Annotated in this window: 13 protein-coding genes and 5 pseudogenes; 9 read left to right on the top strand and 9 right to left on the bottom strand. The window is 70.4% G+C overall.

What is annotated here, in order from left to right; translation table 11 throughout:
* Positions 1-77 precede the first annotated feature (77 nt).
* Positions 78-1,040, top strand: a complete 963-nt coding sequence (locus tag StrepF001_RS33195) for a nitroreductase family protein (protein WP_240797791.1) — start codon at positions 78-80, stop codon at positions 1,038-1,040.
* 99 nt (positions 1,041-1,139) lie between these two features.
* Here the strand turns inward: StrepF001_RS33195 and StrepF001_RS33190 are convergent, their stop codons facing one another.
* Positions 1,140-1,823, bottom strand: coding sequence for a CBS domain-containing protein (locus StrepF001_RS33190; protein WP_129801885.1), 684 nt, complete (start codon positions 1,821-1,823; stop codon positions 1,140-1,142).
* Positions 1,824-2,221: 398 nt separating this feature from the next.
* On the opposite strand from StrepF001_RS33190, the pseudogene StrepF001_RS48600 reads away from it, so the two are divergent.
* From StrepF001_RS48600 to StrepF001_RS33170, 3 genes and pseudogenes are all read left to right on the top strand, one after another.
* Positions 2,222-2,404, top strand: a pseudogene (locus tag StrepF001_RS48600) (universal stress protein); the annotation flags it as partial.
* A gap of 64 nt (positions 2,405-2,468) precedes the next feature.
* A pseudogene (locus StrepF001_RS33175) lies at positions 2,469-2,687 on the top strand (hypothetical protein); the annotation flags it as partial.
* A gap of 418 nt (positions 2,688-3,105) precedes the next feature.
* Positions 3,106-3,984, top strand: a complete 879-nt coding sequence (locus StrepF001_RS33170) for a potassium channel family protein (protein WP_129801884.1) — start codon at positions 3,106-3,108, stop codon at positions 3,982-3,984.
* A 269-nt stretch (positions 3,985-4,253) separates the two neighbouring features.
* On the opposite strand, the gene StrepF001_RS33165 is transcribed toward StrepF001_RS33170, so the two are convergent.
* The 4 genes from StrepF001_RS33165 to StrepF001_RS45850 all read right to left on the bottom strand — a co-directional run bounded on the left by StrepF001_RS33165 (position 4,254) and on the right by StrepF001_RS45850 (position 7,182).
* Positions 4,254-5,156 carry a universal stress protein gene (locus StrepF001_RS33165; protein ID WP_129801883.1) on the bottom strand — a complete coding sequence of 301 codons (903 nt, stop codon included), beginning with the start codon at positions 5,154-5,156 and terminating at the stop codon, positions 4,254-4,256.
* A 61-nt stretch (positions 5,157-5,217) separates the two neighbouring features.
* Entirely contained in the window at positions 5,218-5,379 is a 162-nt protein-coding gene (locus StrepF001_RS45855; protein WP_240797790.1) for a hypothetical protein, read from the bottom strand.
* A 204-nt stretch (positions 5,380-5,583) separates the two neighbouring features.
* Positions 5,584-6,459, bottom strand: coding sequence for a universal stress protein (locus StrepF001_RS33155; protein ID WP_129801881.1), 876 nt, complete (start codon positions 6,457-6,459; stop codon positions 5,584-5,586).
* Between the two features lie 585 nt (positions 6,460-7,044).
* Positions 7,045-7,182, bottom strand: a complete 138-nt coding sequence (locus StrepF001_RS45850; RefSeq protein ID WP_165396433.1) for a hypothetical protein — start codon at positions 7,180-7,182, stop codon at positions 7,045-7,047.
* Here StrepF001_RS45850 and StrepF001_RS33150 point away from each other — a divergent pair.
* Positions 7,157-7,741 (top strand): annotated as a pseudogene (locus StrepF001_RS33150) (transcriptional regulator); the annotation flags it as partial. The gene StrepF001_RS45850 and the pseudogene StrepF001_RS33150 overlap by 26 nt on opposite strands.
* On the opposite strand, the pseudogene StrepF001_RS33145 reads toward StrepF001_RS33150, so the two are convergent.
* From StrepF001_RS33145 to StrepF001_RS33135, 3 genes and pseudogenes are all read right to left on the bottom strand, one after another.
* Positions 7,722-8,377, bottom strand: a pseudogene (locus StrepF001_RS33145) (HAD family hydrolase). The pseudogenes StrepF001_RS33150 and StrepF001_RS33145 sit on opposite strands and share 20 nt — an antisense overlap.
* A 364-nt stretch (positions 8,378-8,741) precedes the next feature.
* On the bottom strand, positions 8,742-11,492 hold the full coding sequence (gene ppdK / locus StrepF001_RS33140; protein WP_129801880.1) for a pyruvate, phosphate dikinase: 2,751 nt from the start codon (positions 11,490-11,492) through the stop codon (positions 8,742-8,744).
* Between the two features lie 414 nt (positions 11,493-11,906).
* On the bottom strand, positions 11,907-13,115 hold the full coding sequence (locus StrepF001_RS33135; RefSeq protein WP_129801879.1) for an ROK family protein: 1,209 nt from the start codon (positions 13,113-13,115) through the stop codon (positions 11,907-11,909).
* A 124-nt stretch (positions 13,116-13,239) separates the two neighbouring features.
* Here StrepF001_RS33135 and StrepF001_RS33130 point away from each other — a divergent pair, with 124 nt between their 5' ends.
* From StrepF001_RS33130 to StrepF001_RS33120, 3 genes are all read left to right on the top strand, one after another.
* Positions 13,240-14,691, top strand: coding sequence for a hypothetical protein (locus StrepF001_RS33130; RefSeq protein WP_129801878.1), 1,452 nt, complete (start codon positions 13,240-13,242; stop codon positions 14,689-14,691).
* A complete protein-coding gene (locus StrepF001_RS33125; RefSeq protein ID WP_129801877.1) occupies positions 14,688-16,625 on the top strand; it encodes a glycogen debranching N-terminal domain-containing protein in 1,938 nt (645 codons plus the stop codon). The genes StrepF001_RS33130 and StrepF001_RS33125 overlap by 4 nt, the downstream gene beginning before the upstream one ends.
* A gap of 157 nt (positions 16,626-16,782) precedes the next feature.
* The gene (locus tag StrepF001_RS33120) at positions 16,783-18,525 is read left to right on the top strand and encodes a CDP-alcohol phosphatidyltransferase (protein ID WP_129801876.1); all 1,743 of its coding nucleotides are present in this window, start codon (positions 16,783-16,785) and stop codon (positions 18,523-18,525) included.
* Here StrepF001_RS33120 and dusB read toward each other — a convergent pair whose 3' ends face one another.
* Entirely contained in the window at positions 18,526-19,656 is a 1,131-nt protein-coding gene (gene dusB / locus StrepF001_RS33115; protein WP_129801875.1) for a tRNA dihydrouridine synthase DusB, read from the bottom strand.
* Between the two features lie 69 nt (positions 19,657-19,725).
* On the opposite strand from dusB, the pseudogene StrepF001_RS33110 reads away from it, so the two are divergent.
* Positions 19,726-21,162 (top strand): annotated as a pseudogene (locus StrepF001_RS33110) (MFS transporter); the annotation flags it as partial.
* Positions 21,163-21,256: the final 94 nt, after the last annotated feature.

Here is a 21,256-nt window from a genome sequence, read left to right as displayed (position 1 = left end):
CAGAGCGGTCCCGCCTGGGGGCCGCCGACTCGCGAAGGGAGGCTCCGGTGATCCAACAAGCACCGTCTGATGAGCGTGTGACGGCACTGGTCCACGACGCTGCTGCCGCCCCGTCGATGCACAACGCGCAGCCGTGGCGCTTTCGCTACTTCCAGGGCAGCCGCACTTTCCACGTGCGCGCCGATCTCGACCGCGTAATGCCGCACTCCGACCCCGACACCCGTGGCCTTCACCTCGGCTGTGGCGCCGCGCTGCTGAATCTACGGGTCGCGGTGGTTGACGGGGGCTGGTACCCGGCAGTCCGGCTGCTGCCCGACCCCGCCGACCCGGCGCTGCTGGCGACCGTGCAGTTGACCGGCGCCGCGATCGGCGAGAGCGACCTCGCCGCGCTGTATTCGGCGATTCACCAGCGGCACAGCAGCCGCTTCCCGTTCGAGGAGACGGAGATCCCCCAGGCCGTGCGGACGGCCCTCGGCGACGCTGCCCGCCGTGAGGGAGCCATGCTGACCTTTCCCACCGATTGGCACTTGCAGGAGGTGCTGGAACTGGTTCAGGAAGCCGAGGCGCGCAACATCACCGACCGCGGCAGCGACCAGGACCTGGAGCAATGGACACACATCGACGCCCCGTCGGTGGGCACGGCCTCGGACGGCGTCCCGGCCTATGCCTTCGGGCCGCGCAAACGCGGGGGCAAAGCTCCCATGCGGGACTTCGCCGGGACCAGGCCGGTGGCGGGCCGTGCCGCCGCCGACTTCGAGGGGTCCCCTCAGCTGGCCCTCCTCAGCACGAGCAACGACCGTCCGGAGGACTGGCTGCGCGCCGGCCAGGCCATGGAACGCGTCCTGCTGCTGGCCACCGTTGAGGGCCTGTCCAGCTCCTTCGCCACCCAAGCCCTCGAGTGGACAGACCTGCGCTGGCCGCTGCGCGACCCGGTATCGGGACGGGGCTTCACGCAGATGGTGCTGCGCCTCGGATACGGCCCCGAGAGCCCCAGCACACCGCGCCGCCCGGTGCCGGAAGTACTCGACATCCAGCCCTGACCCACCCGAGGTACCGCCTGTCAGTGCTTACGCCTCGCCTGCGCTTCCCTGATGGCCGACGGCACCCGCCATCGGCCGGTTCCGCGTGGTGTCCTGTCACTACGCGCCTTCCGAACCGCCCGGAGCGCCGGTCCCGCCGGTCCCGCCGGTGAGATGGGACTCGACGTCCACCACGCCCTCCACCGCGCGGGCGAGGCGCGCGGCAACGGAAACGAGCGAGGTGTCGCCGATCTGTCCGCGGAGAGTGACGACTCCCTCGTGCACGTTCACGTGGATGGCGTGGCTGAACGCTGGGAAGAGGTAGGCGATCACCGTGCGGCGGACCTCCTCCTCGATCTCCTCGTCCGACCGCAAGAACACCTTCAGCAGATCGGCACGGCTGACGATGCCCTGAAGCATGTCCTCGTCATCGACCACGGGGAGCCGCTTGACGTGCTTCACGGCCATGATCCGCGCGGCTTGGGCCAGGGTGACGTCGGGGTGCACCGTGACGGCAGGAGTGCTCATCAGCTGCTCCGCGGTCACTGCTCCCGCCTTGGCGACGTCGGACAGGCGCTGCCGCTGCTCGTAGAGGCTCATGTCCCTGTCACGGAACTCCTCCTTGGGCAGCAGGTCGGCCTCGGAGACGACACCGATGACACGCCCCTCGCCCTCCAGGACAGGCAGGGCACTGACCTTCCACTGCTCCATGGTCCGGACGATCTCCTTGAAGGGCGCGTCGCGCCCGACGGCCACCACCGTCAGGGTCATCACATCGCTCACGATGTGCGGGGTCTCAGGCACTTCAGGCCTCCTCTCGCGTCGGCGTTTCAGGGATCGGGCCCGGCGCCGTAGGGCGCGTACAGGTCGAGCAGTCCCACCCGGGCAGCTCTGAGCCGGTCCGCGATAACTCCGGCGACAATCTGCTGACTCCCTCTCGCGGATGGGGCCCGCTCACGCCACTTGTCCCATTCTCAGCACCAGCCTCCCGCGAGAAGGCGCCCGGCCTCAGGGTCTTAAGGGGCACGGAGGTGGGCTGACCGGCCCTACAACCCAACCATCGCCGCCAACCGGGGCGGCGGCACCCGGGCCGGAGGTCCCCCTTCAGGATCGATCCGCCTGTCGCGGTGGATCTTGGGCGGTGCGACGGTATTCACAGGGGTGCTCGCAGCGGCCGGAAAGGAAGGCAGTGGGGAGCGAGGTCGGTCAGTCTCGCGGTGGCGGCCCGCGCCGTGTGCCCGGTCATGGTGGTCCGTGGCGGCGAGCAGAACCGGCAGGGAGCCCTCGCGCGGGTGGTGGTCGGGATCGGCGACTCGACCGAGGGCTCGGGCGCCATACGGTTCGCCTTCCGCGAGGCCGAGGCGCGCGGCTGTGCCCTGGAGAGCGAACCTGAGCTCCAGTGCGTGCGCTGCACCCCTGTTGTGAGGGGAGAACGGGCGAGGGCGGCGGATCTCGGAATGGACCTGGGAGTACGAGGGCAACACCCCCGCAGCCGAGCGGCTGCGGGAATCGCTCTGCACGCTCGGCAACGGCTACTTCGCCAACCCTGGGGCAGTGCCCGAGAGCAGGGCCGGCCTGGTGCACTGCCCCGGGACTTACGCGGCCGGGTGTTACAACCGCGTGGAGTCCACCACCGTGGTGGGACGGCAGGTGGTGAACGAGGACCTGGCGACAGCTTCGGATCGGTGTGCCCGACTCGGAGGAATCACCGATCCGGGTGGTACTGACCGACCGGGCCGTCACCATCGCACCGGGAGAGACCTGCACGCTCGAGCTGCCGATACGGTGACCCGTCCGGCGGACGGAGCGGACATGACGACCACTCAGGGATGCAGGTGTGCAGTGATTCCGTGCGGCCAGTCGCTGCTGGGCCCGAAGTGCCGACGAGTTCGCTGCGCTGACGCCCCCGCGAACTGGCCGATGACCGTCCTCGAGGAGGGGATGCAGCAGCCCGGGGACGCGGCGATTCAGCGATCTGCAGCGTTGTCTTCGGCTTAGGCTCCGAGTCGAGGATCGACTCGGGCGGCAGGAGTGGCGGCCTTCGCTGCCCAGGCTGCTCTGCGGAACAGGGCCGTGGGAGACGTGCATGAAGTGGTTGGTCTCGCTGGCAGGAGCCGGGCTGGTCATGGTCGCCCTGCGGGACCTGTTCCATACGCTCTGGCACCCCACCCGTCACGGAGGCCTGAGCCGCCTCGTCATGACGGCGCTGTGGAGACTGGCCCGGCATTTTCGTGCGCGCAGGCGTGTGGTCGGGCTTGTCGGGCCGCTGGCCATGGTGACTGTGGTCGGCATCTGGGCCATCACCATCATCGTGGGCTGGGCCATCATCTACTGGCCTCACATGCCAGGAGCGTTCAGCTTCACGCCTGGTTCCCAGGCGGCACAGCAACCGCCGCTGCTCGACGCCGTCTACCTGTCGCTCGTCACCGTCGCCACACTCGGGCTGGGGGACATCGCGCCCGCCGAAGGATGGCTTCGCCTGGTCTCGCCGCTGGAAGCCCTGGTCGGTTTCGCCCTCCTGACGGCCACGGTCTCCTGGGTGCTGGAGATCTACCCGGCGCTGACCCGCAGAAGGGTCCTTGCGATCCGGTTGGCTCTTCTCCAACGCTCGGACCCGTCCGTCCACCAGCTGGACGGCACTGTGGGCGCCACACTGCTGGAGAGTCTGGCCACCGAGGTGGCACGTGTCCGGATCGACTTCACCCAGTACGCCGAGGCCTACTACTTCCATGACGGGGAGGATCATTCGTCCCTGGCAGCCACGATCGGCTATGCCGTTGCCCTCGCCCAACGCGGGCAAGCCGCCCGGCGGCCGGATGTGCGTCTGACCGGCTATGTCCTCGCGGGCGCGCTGGAAGACCTCGCCACCATCCTCGACCAGCGTTTCCTTCACACGGGTGGTACACCGATGGAAGTCTTCACCGCCTACGCCGCCGACCACGGGCGCAGCCTCACGCAGTCCTGACCACCGTGCCCAGAGGGACGCCTGAGCACGGTTCGCTCCCATGGACGCACGGCCCTACCGCGCCCGACGTCATCTCCCTCCTCCGCTCCGCAGTGCGCGTAGGCCCGTCGATCACCGGTGGTCGGCCTTGGAGGGGCACCCTGAGAACGGGCCCCGTCCTTCGAGGCGTGGGCCACTTCGTCGAGGTCGTCTGCGCGGCTAAGTGCCCCTCGGTGATCACTCCCTCGTATACGAGCCCGCGCCTCGGACGCGCATCGGAGACCGAACCGTCAGTCGTGCGGCACCAGCACGACCGGGCAATGCACGTGATGGATCAGTGCATGGGCGACCGGTCCGGGATGGTGCAGTCCGACCGCTGCGCGGCGCCTGCGGCTGCCGACGACGAGCAGGCCGGCGCCGCCCACGGCAGGAACGAGGACGTGTGCCGGGCGTCCCTCGTGGAGGTTCTCCTTGACGACGACGGTGGGGTACTTCTCTCGCCCGGGTGAGAGCAGCCCTGCCAGCTCGCGTTCCGCCTCTGTCCTGGTCCGTGCGCGTTCCTCGGCGTCCGGGAGGCCGCGGGAGAACGGCACATGCCAGGCGTGTATCGCGCGCAGCGGCGCCCGGCGCCGCTCGGCGGCGTGGTATGCGAAGTCCAGAACGTCGTCGCACGGTTCGTCGACGTCGACGGCGACCGCGACGTCACGGCAGGGCGTGCGGACCGACGGCTTTCCGTCGCCGTCCGGCAGATGCTCGTCCTCGGCGGTGTCACAGTCCCGTACGAGGACGATCGGCCGTTCAACGCGGGCAACCGTGTCCATGGCGACTGCCCCCGATACGAACCCGCCCAGGCCGCTGGGCCCTTGGCTGCCGACGACCAGGAGTTCGGCGTTCTCCGCCTCTGCGAGCAAGGCGGGTACGGGCGGCCCGCACACCTGCTCCGCGGTGATGGACAGCTGCGGGTATCGCTCGCTCAGCTGGTCGAGCGCACTGTGCAGCACCCGGCGGGCGTGGTACTGAGGTGCCCTCAGCTCCGGCAGTGCCGCCTCGGGGGCGCCCTCCGGCAAGCCCGCCTCCCAGGCATGCACGAGCCGGAGCGGCAGTCCTCGGCGCAGGGCTTCTCTGGCCGCCCAGTCGGCCGCGGCAATGCCCTCACGCGAACCGTCAACACCGGCCACGACTGGCCTGATCATGACCGTCACCTCCCTGGTCATGTGGTGCGTGCGGGGACGGCTGGTGCGGCCCCCGCGTGTCTCATGCATGGGGCACGACGGCCACGGGGCAGCCGACGTGATGGATGGCGGTGTGCGTGACGGGTCCGGTGCGCAGGTCCACCGACTGGTCGGCCGTCCGGTGACCGACGACGATCAGACTTCCGGCGGATACGTCGGCTTCGGCAACAACGGGCTGCACCATGACGCGCACCTCCGTCAAGCTCGGTCGGCTTCCGATACCAGTGTCGTGCCGTCGCGGATGCGGGAGGAGGGGCCACCAGGCCCGATCGAGGGCCATCAGGCCCATCTCACGGGCTCTTGTCTCGGCGACGGCCCCAAACGGAACCGGAGCGCGGCGGGCACATCGAAGGCCGACAGGAGCACCACGTTCGCCTGGCCGGGACGGTCAGTCATGGGCGACGACGGCGACCGGCGCCGCGCAGTGGTGTATCACGGCGTGGGCGACGGCCCCGATGTGCGCCCCCAGCGGCGACCTGCGGATGCGTCGGCCGACCGCCACCAGTTCCGCGTCGGCGGCCGCCCGAACGAGCTGCTGAGCGGGCGCGCCGGTGGGGGACCGCTCGACGACTTCCACCGAGGGGAACTTCTGCCGCCAGGGCGCCAGGATGCCCGTGAGGCACCGTGCGACGTCCTGGCTGACCTCCCGCTCGGCTGCTGCCAGCGCGGAGGCGTCGCGTACGACCGGCGGAAGCGACCAGCCGTACACCGCCCGCAGGCGGCTGCCGCGCCGCGCGGCTTCGTCGAATGCGAAGTCCAGGAGCGGTTCGCAGGAGTGGTGGATGTCCACGCCGACGACCACATCGCCGGAGGAGTCGCCCGGAGCGGCCGTGGTCCGCCCGCCCGGCTGTCCCGGCACCCGTACGAGCACGACCGGCCGCTCGGTGGCACCGATCGTCGCCATGCCGACGGATCCGAGGAGGTAGCCCGTGACGCCGCCCAGGCCGCGGGAACCGAGCACCATCAGATCGGCCTCGGCCGCCTCGATCGACAGAGCGGCCGCAGGCCGCCCGGACAGCCGCCGTGTACTGACGTCCAGGGAGGGACAGGACTGCCGAAGCTCCTCCGCGGCAGCGGCCAGGAGCTCGTCGGACCACCGCGGCACATCGGGGCCGGCGACAGGAATGGCCGCCGAGACCGGCCATTCGTCCGCGTACACGATGCGCAGCGGCACCTCGCGCAGCATCGCCTCCTGCGCCGCCCACTCGGCGGCGGCGGCGCTCTCGAGAGACCCATCCACACCGACGGTCACATGGTGAGGCATCGGGCGGACCTCCTTCGGATCGTGTGCGTGGCACCGTGCCCGGCTCGCTGGAGCAGCGGCCACGGCGGAGGGGCCTGTGGTCTGGAGCGCCTTCGGGTCGCGCCATCGCCATCGACCCTAGACAGCTCGCCGGATTAGTGCCATTCATCCTGAAATGCCCATGCTTCACGGCGTCGGAAGCGGGCCCTTCTTCGCAACCAGGTGCAAAAGTGGGGCACCGCGGCGGTGCGCAGTCGCCGCTCAGGGCGAAGGTGTGTCTGCAAGCGCGCCTGGTGTAGGCCGTCCCTGGCGAGGGGGGTGACCATGAGAGTCGACCGTCCGGTCCAACCATCGAGGAGATGGTCGTGCACGGCATGGGCGGCGCCGGTGCCGCGCCAGACAGTGAGGACGCCGATCTCGTCGCTCCGAAAGGTACGTGTGCCGTCCTCGCGGGGCAGGTCCACCGGGGGTTGCGGGTAGACGCGGGGGCCACCGCGTGTTGTCGGCTTCCAGGGGACAGCCGTGGGCGTAGCCGACTGGCTCGTTTCGGTACGAGGCGATTGCGACAGCGCATCCGGGGCGGCCTGCGTGGCGTTCCAGTGGGGTTCACATGGGGGCCGGTTGGTAGTGCTCCAGGTCCTGGAGATCGGCGCGGGCATCGACATGCACCTTGAGGACGGGGTCGATCGCGCCGGGGGCGAGTGGGGTACGGGTGAAGTGGTCAGGCGAGCGCGAAGCGGCCATGGAGCGGATGGTCGCGGCCCGCGCTTACGCCCGCCGCGGGCCCGCTTCCGCAGAGCTGATGGCGTGGCTCGACGCGGTGGAGGCCGAGTGCGAGACGCGGTGCGGTAACACGCGGACTGCACTGCACCTGATCGGGCGCGCAGAGGACGTCCTGGCCAGGGGCGGTGAACACCGTTCTCCTGAATGGCTGGACTGGTTCTCGCCGGTCCGGCTGGCGGCGTTCAAGGGCAACACACAAATGAAGGCCGGGCATCTTCTGCAGGCGCGGGAGACACTGCTGGGCGTGCTCGACTTGCTCGGCTCCAGCGAGGAGAAACAGTCCACCGTCGTGTTGGGTGACCTGGCAGCCGTGGAGGCCGCGGCCGGCCGACCGGGGAAAGCATGTGAGTACGCTCTGCGGGCGCTCGATCAGCTGGCGCGAACCTGGTATGCGATGGGCATGGAGCGGATCCGCGAGGTGCGGCGCGCTCTCGCGCCGCACCAGCATGAGCAATGCGTAAGGGAACTGGACGACCGCCTCTACGGCTGGTCAACGACTGTCAGCGCCCTTGCCCGTTGAAATCGCGAATGAGGCGAGGGAGTTCGCGGAGGCTTTCCACTCTGAAGGTCGGGAGCTCCTTCGCTTCCTCCGTCTGCCACTGGATCGTCGCCCACGGGCCCCGGCGCACCAGCGCGGTGCGCATGCCCGCAGTGACGGCCGGGCGCAGGTCGTTGTCAACGCGATCACCGACGTAGAGGATCTCGTCGTTGGCGAAGGGGGTGACTTCTGCGACGCGCCGGAAGAACTCCGGGTCCGGTTTGCTGGCGCCCCAGTCGTCGCTCGTGCCGATGAGGTCTACATCTTCGGAGAAGAGTTCACGGAGGATCTTCCCGGCACGGACCGTCTGGTTGCCTGCGATACCGAGCCACAGTCCGTCGGCGCGCAGCTGCGTATGCGTCGGCCGGACGTCGTCATAAAGGTCCTCTTCGCCGAACGTCTCCGGTTGCCCGGCGGCTGCACGCTTCTCCCGCTCGTCATACAGGTCGAAGCCGGGTTGGAAAACGTCTCGCGATAGTCGCGGCCCTGGGCAATGACGGCGCCGAACATGGCATGGAAGGTGTGGCGAGGTACGCCCAGCCAGTCAGCCCACGTGCCGTACTCCCTCGTCTCGTCCACGAGGCATTCACCGACGTCGAAGACCACTGCGCGAATCATGGGGGTCAGGGTAACGGGCCTGCTGCGTCGCCCGATCGGTTCCACACGCCTGGGTGAGCTGATGCTCGCTACGCTCGCGCCCGGGCGAGCGTCGCCGTCGCAGGCACGCCGGGTCGGCTTGGCGGTTCACGGCCGGTGGGTGATTCAGGAGCGCGTCAGCAGGGTGGGGCACACAAGGTGGGTTCGGCGGCCAGTCCGCCGGTGGCAAGAGCACGCAGGCGCCGCGACACCCGCTGACCGGTCCCTGGGCACGGCAAAGGGGGCGGCACCCTCCGCACAGGGTGCCGCCCCCTCTTCCTGCCTGCCGGAGCCGCCGCCGGATCGGTGAGGGTCGGGGATCAGCGGCGGCTCCGGGGTCGGTGGGTCAGCGGTGGTCGCTGCCCGTCGACTGGGATGCCGCCCGGCCCGCCTCCAGGCGCGCCACCGGAATCCGGAACGGTGAGCAGGAGACGTAGTCCAGTCCCACCTCGTGGAAGAAGTGGACCGACTCGGGGTCGCCGCCGTGTTCGCCGCAGACGCCGAGCTTGAGGTCGGGGCGGGTTTCACGGCCGGCCTTCGCAGCGGCGGCGACCAGCGAACCCACGCCGTCCTTGTCGATCGTTTCGAAGGGGCTGACGCCGAAGATGCCCTTCTCCAGGTATGCGGTGAAGAAGCTGGCCTCCACGTCGTCGCGGCTGAAGCCCCAGACCGTCTGCGTCAGGTCGTTCGTGCCGAAGCTGAAGAACTCTGCCGCCTCGGCGATCTGAGCGGCCGTCAGCGCTGCGCGCGGCAGTTCGATCATCGTGCCGATCGCCAGCTTCAGTTCCGTACCGCTCGCGGCCTGGACCTCCGCGATGACCCGGTCGGCCTCCTCGCGGACGATCTCCAGTTCCTGGACCGTGCCGACGAGCGGGATCATGATCTCGGCGCGCGGGTCGCCCTTGGCGTTCTTGCGCTCGGCCGCGGCCTCGGCGATCGCCCGCACCTGCATCGTGAACAGGCCGGGGATCACCAAGCCCAGACGCACACCGCGCAGACCCAGCATCGGGTTCTGCTCGTGCAGACGGTGCACCGCCTGGAGCAGGCGCAGTTCGTTCTCGTGCGGCTCCTGACGGGACTCCGCCAGGGCGACGCGGACGGAGAGTTCCGTGATGTCGGGGAGGAACTCGTGCAGCGGGGGGTCGAGGAGACGGATCGTCACCGGGAGGCCGTCCATCGCCGAGAACAGCTCCACGAAGTCCTGCTTCTGGAGCGGGAGCAGCTCCTTCAGGGACTCCTCACGCTCGGTCTCCGTGTCGGCCAGGATGAGGCGCTCGACCAGCTCGCGGCGGTCGCCGAGGAACATGTGCTCCGTACGGCACAGACCGATGCCCTGGGCGCCGAAGCGACGGGCGCGCAGCGCGTCCTCGGCGTTGTCCGCGTTGGCGCGCACCCGCAGGCGCCGCTTGCGGTCGGCGAACGCCATGATCCGGTGCACGGCCTCGACCAGTTCGTCGGCGTCCTGGGCACCCGCGTGCATCCGGCCCTCGAAGTACTCCACGACCGGAGACGGAACCACCGGCACCTCACCGAGGTACACCTTGCCGCTGGAGCCGTCGATGGAGATGAGGTCACCCTCCTCCACCACATGCCCACCCGGCACCGTCATCCGGCGCCGCTTGGTGTCGACCTCCAGCTCCTCCGCGCCGCAGACACAGGTCTTGCCCATGCCGCGGGCCACGACGGCGGCGTGGGAGGTCTTGCCGCCGCGGGACGTCAGGATGCCTTCGGCCGCGATCATGCCGTCCAGGTCGTCGGGGTTGGTCTCACGGCGGATCAGGATGACCTTCTCGCCGGAACGCGACCACTTCACCGCGGTGTACGAGTCGAAGACCGCCTTGCCGACCGCCGCACCCGGCGACGCCGCGATGCCCCGGCCGACCTGCTCGACCTTGGCGTGCTCGTCGAAGCGCGGGAACATCAGCTGCGCGAGCTGGGCGCCGTTGACGCGCTGGAGCGCCTCCGCCTCGTCGATCAGGCCCTGGTCCACCAGCTGCGTCGCGATCCGGAAGGCGGCGCCCGCGGTGCGCTTGCCGACGCGGGTCTGGAGCATCCACAGCCGGCCGCGCTCGATGGTGAACTCGATGTCGCAGAGGTCCTTGTAGTGGTTCTCCAGCGTCTCCATGATCTGCATCAGCTGGTCGTACGACTGCTTGTCGATCTGTTCCAGCTCCGCGAGCGGGACCGTGTTGCGGATGCCGGCCACCACGTCCTCGCCCTGGGCGTTCTGGAGGTAGTCGCCGTAGACGCCCTGGTGGCCGGAGGCGGGGTCGCGGGTGAAGGCGACGCCCGTGCCGGAGTCCGGGCCCAGGTTGCCGAAGACCATGGAGCACACGTTGACCGCGGTGCCCAGGTCGTGCGGGATGCGCTCCTGGCGGCGGTAGAGCTTGGCGCGGTCGCCGTTCCAGGAGTCGAAGACCGCCTTGATGGCGAGGTCCATCTGCTCGCGCGGGTCCTGCGGGAAGTCCCGGCCGGCCTCGGTCTTGACGATCTTCTTGAAGCGGGTGACCAGCTTCTTCAGGTCCGCGGCCTCCAGCTCGGTGTCGACCGTGACCTTCTTGGCCTCCTTGGCCTTCTCCAGCGCCTCCTCGAAGAGGTCGCCGTCGACGCCGAGAACGGTCTTGCCGAACATCTGGATGAGGCGGCGGTAGGAGTCCCAGGCGAAGCGTTCGTCGCCGGCCTGCTTGGCAAGGCCCTGCACCGACTTGTCGGACAGGCCGATGTTGAGGACCGTGTCCATCATGCCGGGCATGGAGAACTTCGCGCCGGAGCGGACGGAGACGAGCAGAGGGTCGTCCGCCTGGCCCAGCTTCTTGCCCATGCGCTGCTCCAGCGCGTCGAGGTGCGCACTCACCTCGTCACGCAGTGCCGCCGGCTCCTCGCCGCTGTCGAGGTAGACCTTGCAGGCCTCGGTGGTGATGGTGAAGCCGGGCGGGACGGGGAGGCCCAGGTTGGTCATCTCGGCGAGGTTCGCGCCCTTGCCGCCGAGGAGGTCCTTGAGGTCCTTGTTGCCCTCGGTGAAGTCATAAACGAACTTCACGCCCTCAACGCTCGAACCAGCCTGAGCTGCTACGTGGGGATCTTTGTTTTCCGACACGGGTCCCAACTCCTTGAGGACGCGGTGGCTGCCCTGACGGCGAGGAACATACCCAGATCGAAGGCGCCTGGGTACGTCCACTTGCCCGTCATGCGCCTGTAACCAGGCGTCCGCCACCGGATCGAAAGTCAAAGCTTGGTAAGCGGTGGCGGGCGGATGTTTTCACTTCTTGAACGCACGCTTCCCCAGAGGCCGGGATTCTCGCTCATACGAGCGGCATTCAGCACGTCTGATTTCGATCGATGAACGATCAAGGGGTGGCACTGAGTGCCACCCCTTGGAGAAGTGCAGTCGCGCATGATCCGCTCATCTGAGCGCGACCCTTATCAAGGGTGGCGAGAATCACGCTGCCACAGGGGGCGAGATTTCACCATGCGGACGCCCGCGAGAGACCGCAACCGGAGCGTCACACGGTCACACCCCGAGCGCCCGCAGCCTCTCCTCCACCCGTTCCGGCGCGTACAGGTGCTCCACCACCAGTGCCCCCGCCCCCACCAGCCCCGCCCGCTCCCCCAGCCGCGAGGTCACCACGTCCAGCCGGGCCGTGGAGCGGGGCAGCGCCCGCTGGTACAGCAGCTCCCGTACGCCGGTGACGAAGGGAGTTCCGGCCAGGTCGCCCGCGATCATCAGCACCCCGGGGTTCAGCAGCGTCACGACCGTCGCCAGTACGTCCCCGACCCGGCGCCCGGCCTCCCGGGCCAGCCCCGTGGCCTCCGGATGCCCGGCCTCGAGCAGATCCCGCACATCCGCGCCGGAGGCGGCCGGCACTCCGGCCTCGGCCAGCCGCCGGGCCACGGCGCCCCCGCTGGCGACGGCGGCCAGACAGCCGTAGGAGCCGCAGCGGCAGAGCACATCCGCGCCCTCCGGCACCCTGATGTGGCCGATGTCCCCGGCGCCGCCGTCGATGCCCCGGTACAGCGAGCCGTCCACCACGACTCCCGCGCCGATCCCCGTCGACACCTTGACCAGCACGAACGCCGAGCAGTGCGGGTAGCCGGTGCGCTGTTCGCCGTACGCCATGAGGTTGGCGTCGTTGTCGACCAGGACCGGCACCTCACCGGCACCGGTGTGCTCGGTGAACGCCCTGGCCAGGCGGCCGCGTATGTCGTAGCCGTCCCAGCCCGGCATGATCGGGGGCTGGATCACCCGGCCGGTCTCGCAGTCGACCGGGCCCGGCACGGCGAGACCGATGCCGCAGACCTCCCGCGCACCGCGCCCGGCCTTCTCCAGCAGCTCCGCGAACCAGCGGCCCAGCTCACCGAGGACCGGCTCCGGGCCGTCCTCGATGACCAGGGTGCCGCCGTGCTCGGCGAGGATCTCACCGCTCAGCGTCAGGACGGCGGCACGCGCGTGCCGGGTGTCGAGGTCGGCGGTGAGGACGACCGCGTGGGCGTCGTCGAACTCCAGGGTGATGGAGGGCCGGCCGCCGAGCGGGGAATCGACCGGGCCGCCGGCGCCCTCACGCAGCCAGCCCGCGCGGAAGAGGCGGTCCAGGCGCTGGCCGACCGTGGCGCGGGAGAGACCGGTGACCTGTTGGAGCGCACCACGGGTGGTGGCGCGACCGCTGCGCACCAGCTCGAGCAGTTCCCCGGCGCTCGCCTGGCTCGCGCTCCGTCCAGCCATACCTGCGCACCCCCTTGTGTTTCTCAACCCTGCATTACATATTGGGTTTTGCGTGTTAAATAGACGTAACCCTACGGTAGCGATGGTCAAACCGGTCGCCTGGACGTCTTTCGGGGAGCCCCGAGTGGATCGCACTGCCCAGCTCACATTCCGTCCCGCCGCGCGGGAGGTTGTATACGATCCGGGCCTGATGCCGGATTCGCCGCATCTCAGGGCCGCGCGCGTCCTGGAGGGCAACTGGACCGGAACGTCGACGGTGCCCTCGCGCGGCCTGTACCCCCACCAGTGGTCCTGGGACTCGGGGTTCATCGCGATCGGGCTCCGGCACCTGTCGCCGTTACGGGCCCAGACGGAGCTGGAGACGCTGCTGGCCGCGCAGTGGGGCGACGGGCGGATCCCGCACATCGTCTTCAACCCCTCCGTGCCGCTGGACGCGTACTTCCCGAGCCCCGACTTCTGGCGCTCCTCGACCGCGGGACGCGCTGCGGGTGCCCCGCGCACCGTACAGACCTCCGGCATCGTGCAGCCACCGGTGCACGCGCTGGCGGCCTGGCTGGTGCACTGCGCCGACCCGGGCCTGTCGCGGGCGCGCGGCTTCCTCGCCGGGGTGTATCCGCGGCTGGCGGCCTGGCACCGCTATCTGCTGCACCGGCGTGACCTGGGCGGGGGCGGGCTCGTGTCGGTCGTGCACCCGTGGGAGCAGGGGATGGACAACAGCCCCTGCTGGGACGCCCCGCTCGCCCGTGTCACCCCCGCCCCGGCCCGCTCCTTCCGTCGCGCCGACCTCGCCCACGGCGCACCCGAGGACCGGCCGACGGACCTCGACTACGGGCGGTATGTGCGGCTGGCGACGGACTACCGGGACCGGGGTTACGCCGACGGGGACAGCGCGTTCGCCGTGGAGGACCCGGCGTTCAACGCACTGCTGATCGCCTCCGAGCACGCGCTGGCCCGCATCGCCCGCGAGCTGGGCGCGACGGGCACGGCCCGGCAGGCCCGCGCGGAGCGCCTGACGGGCGTCCTCATCGACCGGCTGTGGGATCCGGCCGAGGGGATGTTCTTCTGCAAGGACATCCGAAGCGGCCAGGACGTCCGAAACAGCCAGGGCACCCGAAGCAGCCAGGACGCCCGCAGCGGCGACCTGATCCCCGAACGCAGCGTCTCCGGCCTCGTCCCCCTCCTCCTGCCCACCCTCCCCCGCGCCGTCGTCGCCGCCCTCGTGCGCACGCTCGCCGGTCCGCACTTCGGCGCCGGTACCCGGCTCGTGCCGAGCTACGACCTGCTCGGCGAGGCCTTCGATCCGCACCGGTACTGGCGCGGCCCGGCCTGGTTCAACACGAGCTGGCTGCTGGAGCGGGGCCTGAGGGTGCACGGCGAGACGGAGCGGGCCGGCGCGCTGCGCGAGGCGATGCTCGACACCGCCGACGCGTCCGGGTTCGCGGAGTACGTGGACCCGTACACCGGCGCGGCCTGCGGGGCGACCGGCTTCGGCTGGACCGCCGCACTCACGCTCGACCTGCTGGAAGCCAAGGCGGCCGACGCAGCCAACGGAGCCAAGGGAGGGGACCGGGGATGACGAACCGGCATCATCTGCTCGTGCACGGCGGGACGTTCGCCGTCGTGGGCGACAGCGGGGACATCAGCGGGGTGCGGAGCGGCAGCTCCCCGGACGGGCTGTTCGTGCGCGACGGCCGGCACCTCAGCCGCTGGCAGCTCACGGTCGACGGCGCCGTGCCGGAGGCCCTGAGCCCCGTGACCGGCGGGGACACCACGCGCTGTGTGCTGGTCCCGCGGGGCGGCCGCCAGGAGCCGGCCGCGTACGCGCTCTTCCGTGAACAGGCCGTCGGGGACAGCTCGTTCGTCGAGTCGCTGCGCGTCACCAGCAACCGCCCGGTGCCGACCACGATCCGCCTCGCCGTCACCGCCGACGCCGACTTCACCGACCAGTTCGAACTGCGCTCGGACCACCGCACCTACACCAAGCCCGGCGCCCTGCGCTCCCGCCAGGTTCTCGACGACGGCGTGGAGTTCACCTACCAGCGCGGCGCGTGGCGTTCCTGTACGACGGTGACGGCCGAGCCCCCGCCGGACGCCGTCGAGGAGACCGGCACCGGCGCGCGCCGCCTCGTCTGGACCCTCGACCTGGAACCGCACGGCACGGCGGAGCTGACCCTGCGGGTCATGGCGCGCCCGCACGGCGAGAAGCGGGCGCTGCGCGTACCGCGCTCCCCCGCCGCCGTCACCGAGCAACTCCTCGACAAGGAGGGCAGGTTCGTCGAGGGCATCGCCTTCCCCACCGGCTGGCCGGAACTGGCGGCGGCCTGTGCGCGCGGCCTGGCCGACCTGGCCGCGTTGCAGGTACCGGCCACCGGACCGGACGGCGAGGAGCTGCGCGTCCCCGCCGCAGGAGCGCCCTGGTTCCTGACCCTGCTCGGCCGCGACGCCCTGCTCACCTCCCTGTTCGCCCTCCCGTACCGGCCCCAGCTCGCCGCCGCCACGCTCCCGGCGCTGGCCGCGACCCAGGCGACCGGGACGAACGCCGAGTCGGTCGCCCAGCCCGGCAAGATCGTGCACGAGGTGCGGGACGGCGAGCTGGCCCACTTCGGGCAGGTACCGTACGGGCGGTACTACGGCTCGGTGGACGCGACCCCGCTGTTCCTCGTCCTGCTCGGGGCGTACGTCGAGCAGACCGGGGACACCGGGCCGGCCCGCCGGCTTCAGCAGCACGCCCGCGCGGCGGTCGGCTGGATGCTGGACCACGGCGGGCTGACCTCGCGCGGCTATCTCGTCTACCGCGCCGACCAGGGCGGCCTGGCCAACCAGAACTGGAAGGACTCCCCCGGCGCGATCTGCTGCGCCGACGGCACCCGGCCGACCGGGCCGGTGATGGCGGCGGGCGCGCAGGGCTACGCGTACGACGCGCTGCGCCGCACGGCGTGGCTGGCCCGCGCGGTGTGGCGCGACGAGACGTACGCGGCGCTGCTGGAGCAGGCGGCCGGTGATCTGCGGGACCGTTTCCAGCGGGACTTCTGGATGCCGGACCGCTCCTTCCCGGCGCTCGCGCTCGACGGTGAGGGGCGTCAGGTGGACGCGCTGGCGTCGGACGCCGGGCATCTGCTCTGGTCGGGGCTGCTGGACAAGGAGTACGGCGAGCTCGTCGGCCGGCGGCTCCTCGAACCCGACTTCTTCTCCGGCTGGGGGGTGCGCACGCTGGCGGCCGGGCAGCCGGCGTACCACCCGCTGTCGTACCACCGCGGTTCGGTCTGGCCGCACGACAACGCGCTGATCACGCTGGGGCTGGCCCGCTACGGCCTGCACGACGAGGCCCGCACCGTCGCCCACGCCCTGGTCGACGCGGCGACCGCGGCCGGGCACCGGCTGCCGGAGGTGCTCGCCGGGTACGGCCGGGACACGCATGCCGAGCCGGTGCCGTACCCGCACGCGTGCGAACGGGAGTCCCGCTCGGCGGCGGCACCGCTGGCACTGCTGACGGCGGTCGGGGGCGTGTAACCGCAGGTTCGTGGCGGAAGCAGGTTCGTGGCGGAAGCAGGTTCCTGACGGAACGGGTGAACGGAGTCCGGCGTCCAGCCGTACGACACTGCGGCGGGCCCGTTCCCCCACGCCGGGTCCGCCGCTTCACAGTGCTTTCGTACGGAGGGACCCTCGGGTGGCTGTCTTCACGCGTCAACCGCAGCACACGACCGATGACGCCCCGCAGCCCTCGGATCAGACCGCGGAACCCGCCGCCCCCGAAGGCCGCCTGGCCCGCTGGCGCACCGGCCACCCCACCGCCGCCCGCGCCCTGCGCTGGACCGCGACCGCCCTCTCCGTCGCCCTGGTCCTGTTCGCGCTGCTCGTGCCGAACACCCTCGCCGCCCTCGCGTGGGGCAAGTTCGTGCGGATCCCGGTGGAGGCGATCATCGGTGCCGCGGTGCTGCTCGTGCTGCCCCGCCGTCCGCGGCTGGTGGCGGCGATCGTCGCCGGGGTCGGACTCGCCGCGCTGACCGTGCTCAACCTGCTCGACATGGGCTTCAACGAATACCTCGGCCGCGGCTTCAACCTGGTCCTCGACTGGGGGCTGCTCGACGACGCCCAGTCCTACATGAAGGACACCATGGGCGGGGCGGGCGCGACCGGGCTGGCCATCGGGGCGATCGCGCTCGCCGTGCTGCTGTTCGCGGTCATGACGCTGGCGACGGTCCGGCTGAGCAACCTGCTCGTCCGGCATCGCACCGTCGCCGTCCGCTCGACGCTCGCCGCCGCTGTCGTATGGACGCTGGCGTACGCGCTCGGCGTGCAGTTCGCCGGGCTGCCGATCGCCTCCGACCATGCGGCGGCGCTGCTGGAGATCCAGACGCGGCGGGTGCAGACCACGCTGCGCGACGAGGCCGCGTTCGAGCGGGAGGCGAAGGAGGACGTCTTCGGCAGCACGCCCGGCGACCAGCTGGTGCCGGACCTGCGCGGCAAGGACGTCCTGTTCACGTTCATCGAGAGCTACGGCCGCAGCGCGCTCGAGGACCCGCTGATCTCGCCCGGTGTGCTGAAGTCCCTGGACAGCGGCGACAAGGCGCTGACCGAGGCGGGGTACGCCGCGAAGAGCGGCTGGCTGACCTCGGCGACCTACGGGGGCAGCAGCTGGCTGGGGCACTCCACGTTCCTGTCGGGCCTGTGGATCAGCAGCCAGCAGCGCTTCCGCACCGTCACCTCCGGCGACCACCTCACCCTCACCAAGGCCTTCCAGAAGACCGGCGACTGGCGGACCGTCGGTGTGGTGCCGGGTGTGCAGAAGGGCTGGCCGGAGGCGAAGTTCTACGGGCTGGACAACGTCTACGACGCTTTCCATCTCGGCTACAAGGGGCCGAAGTTCAGCTGGTCGACGATGCCGGACCAGTACGCGCTGGAGGCGTTCCAGCGACTGGAGCACGGCAAGAAGCGCGACCAGCCGCTGATGGCGGAGATCATCCTGACGTCCAGTCACCAGCCGTGGGCGCCGATCCCGAAGATGGTCGACTGGGACGAGCTGGGCGACGGCTCGGTCTTCGACGGCATCGAGAAGGCGGGCACCGACCCCTCCGAGGTGATCGCCGACTCGAACCGGTCCAAGGAGGAGTACGGCAAGTCCATCGCGTACTCGCTCACCAGCCTGACCCAGTGGCTGGAGCGCTACGGCACCGAGGACACCGTCCTGGTCTTCCTCGGCGACCACCAGCCCATCGCCCGGGTCAGCGGCCAGCGCGCCAGCCGGGACGTACCGGTCACGATCGTCGCCAAGGACCCGAAGGTGCTCGACAAGATCTCCGGCTGGGGCTGGACGGACGGCCTCAAGCCGGACCAGGACGCGCCGGTGTGGAAGATGAGCGACTTCCGGGACCGGTTCCTGACGGCGTACGGCTCCAAGCCCAGCGGGTGATCAGCCGCCGGAGGTGTCCAGCTCCGCGTCCTCGCTGATCCCCGCGCAGTCGTACGGGTCCTTCAGCCAGCCGTCCGGGAGCACCACCCGGTTGTTGCCGGACGTACGGCCGCGCGGGCCATCGGCGCCGGTGGGCCAGGGCTGGTCGAGGTCCAGCTCGTCCAGCCCGGAGCGGAGTTCCTCCAGGGAAGAGGTGATCGCGAGCCGTTTGCGCATCTCCGAGCCGACCGCGAAGCCCTTGAGGTACCAGGCGACGTGCTTACGGAAGTCGATGACGCCACGTGACTCGTCGCCGATCCACTCACCCAGGAGAGTGGCGTGCCGGATCATGACGTCGGCGACCTCGCGCAGGGTGGGCTCACGGAAGTCGGCCCGTCCCTCGAAGGCGGCGACCAGGTCGGCGAAGAGCCACGGCCGCCCGAGGCACCCGCGCCCCACCACGACCCCGTCGCAGCCGGTCTCCCGCACCATCCGCAGCGCGTCCTCGGCCGACCAGATGTCGCCGTTGCCGAGCACGGGGATCTCCGGCACATGCTCCTTCAGCCGGGCGATGGCGTCCCAGTCGGCGGTGCCGCCGTAGTGCTGGGCGGTGGTGCGGCCGTGCAGGGCGATGGCGGTGACGCCCTCCTCGACGGCGATACGGCCGGCGTCGAGGTAGGTGATGTGGTCGTCGTCGATGCCTTTGCGCAGCTTCACCGTCACGGGCAGGTCACCGGCCCCGCTGACGGCCTCGCGCAGGATGGCGCGGAGCAGGTTGCGCTTGTAGGGCAGCGCGGAACCGCCGCCCTTGCGCGTCACCTTGGGGACCGGGCAGCCGAAGTTCAGATCGATGTGGTCGGCGCGGTCCTCCTCCACGATCATGCGGACGGCCTTGCCGACGGTCGCCGGGTCCACGCCGTACAGCTGGATCGAACGCGGCCGCTCGGTCGCGTCGAAGTGGATCAGCTGCATGGTCTTCTCGTTGCGTTCGACCAGCGCCCGGGTGGTGATCATCTCACTCACGAACAGGCCTTTGCCGCCGCTGAACTCCCGGCACAGGGTGCGGAAGGGCGCGTTGGTGATCCCGGCCATGGGGGCCAGGACGACGGGCGGCTGGACGGTGTGCGGGCCGATCTGCAGGGGCGTGGACATCCCTCCATTGTGCCGTGCAATGAGTGTGTAAAACTCATTAGTTAGTCGCACTATCGAAATCGGCGTACGATGGGGCGTATGCCCGAGCCCGAGCTCAGCCAACGCCACCGCCTGCTGGTCCTCGCGATCTGCTGTATGAGCCTGCTGATCGTGAGCCTCGACAACACGGTGCTCAATGTCGCCCTGCCCTCCATGCAGGACGACCTGCACGCCAGCACCTCGGGCCTGCAGTGGACGATAGACGCGTACACGCTCGTCCTCGCCTCGCTGCTGATGCTCGCGGGCTCCACCGCCGACCGGATCGGCCGCAAGCGGGTCTTCATCGCGGGCCTGATCGTCTTCACGATCGGCTCGGCACTGTGCTCCGTCGCGCCCAACCTGGACATACTGGTGATCTTCCGCATGGTCCAGGCGGTGGGCGGCTCCATGCTCAACCCGGTCGCCATGTCGATCATCACCAACACCTTCACCGACCCGCGCGAGCGCGCCCGCGCGATCGGGGCGTGGGGTGGGGTCGTCGGAATCTCGATGGCGGCGGGACCGCTGGTGGGCGGACTGCTGGTGGAGGCGGTGGACTGGCGGGCGATCTTCTGGATCAACCTGCCGGTGGGTCTCGCTGCGCTGCTGCTGACGTTGCGGTACGTCCCCGAATCCCGCGCCCCGAAGGCCCGGCGGCCCGATCCGGTCGGCCAGGTGCTGGTGATCGCGCTGTTCGGCTCCCTGACGTACGCGATCATCGAGGCGCCGAACGCGGGGCTCGCGACCGTACTGCCGTTCGCGGCGGTCGCGGTCATCGCACTGATCGGCCTGCTCTCGTACGAGCCACGCCGCGCGGAGCCGCTGGTCGACCTGCGCTTCTTCCGGTCGGCGCCCTTCAGCGGGGCCACAGTGATCGCCATCAGTGCGTTCGCGTCGCTGGGCGGGTTCCTGTTCCTGTCGACGCTGTATCTGCAGCATGTGCGCGGCCTGGACGCCCTGCACGCCGGACTGTGGATGCTGCCGATGGCCGCGCCGACGCTGGTGTGCGCCCCGTTGGCCGGGCGGCTGCTGGCGAGCGTGGGGCCGCGGCTGCCGTTGCTGATCGCGGGCGTCGCGATGACCGCGAGTCCGCTGCTGTTCGCGGCGTTCGAGGGCGAGACGTCGAACGTCACCCTCTTCCTCGGGTACCTGCTGTTCGGCATCGGATTCGGGTTCGTGAACGCGCCGATCACCAACACGGCGGTGTCCGGGATGCCGCGGGCGCAGGCGGGTGTTGCAGCGGCCGTTGCCTCGACCAGTCGGCAGCTCGGGCAGACCCTGGGGGTCGCTGTGGTCGGGGCGGTGTTGGTCTCGGGGATCGGGGCGTCGTCGTATCGGGATGCGTTCGTGTCGGCCGCCGGGCCGGGGTGGTGGATTCTCGTGGGGTGCGGGCTGGCCGTCCTGGTGTTCGGTGCGGTGTCCAGGGCGGTGGGCTCGGGGACGGCTGAGCGGACTGCCGAGCGGCTGGAGTCGGAGGAGGTGCGGCAGGTGGTGGGGGCGGGGATCGTTCCTAGCTGCGGGGTGGCTGTGGCCTGGTCGCGCCCACGCGGCGGAGCCGCACCATGTCACGGCCCCGCGCCCC

Source organism: Streptomyces sp. F001 (assembly GCF_004187715.1).
Lineage (GTDB): Bacteria > Actinomycetota > Actinomycetes > Streptomycetales > Streptomycetaceae > Streptomyces > Streptomyces flavusporus.
This window is presented reverse-complemented; position numbering and strand designations above follow the sequence as displayed.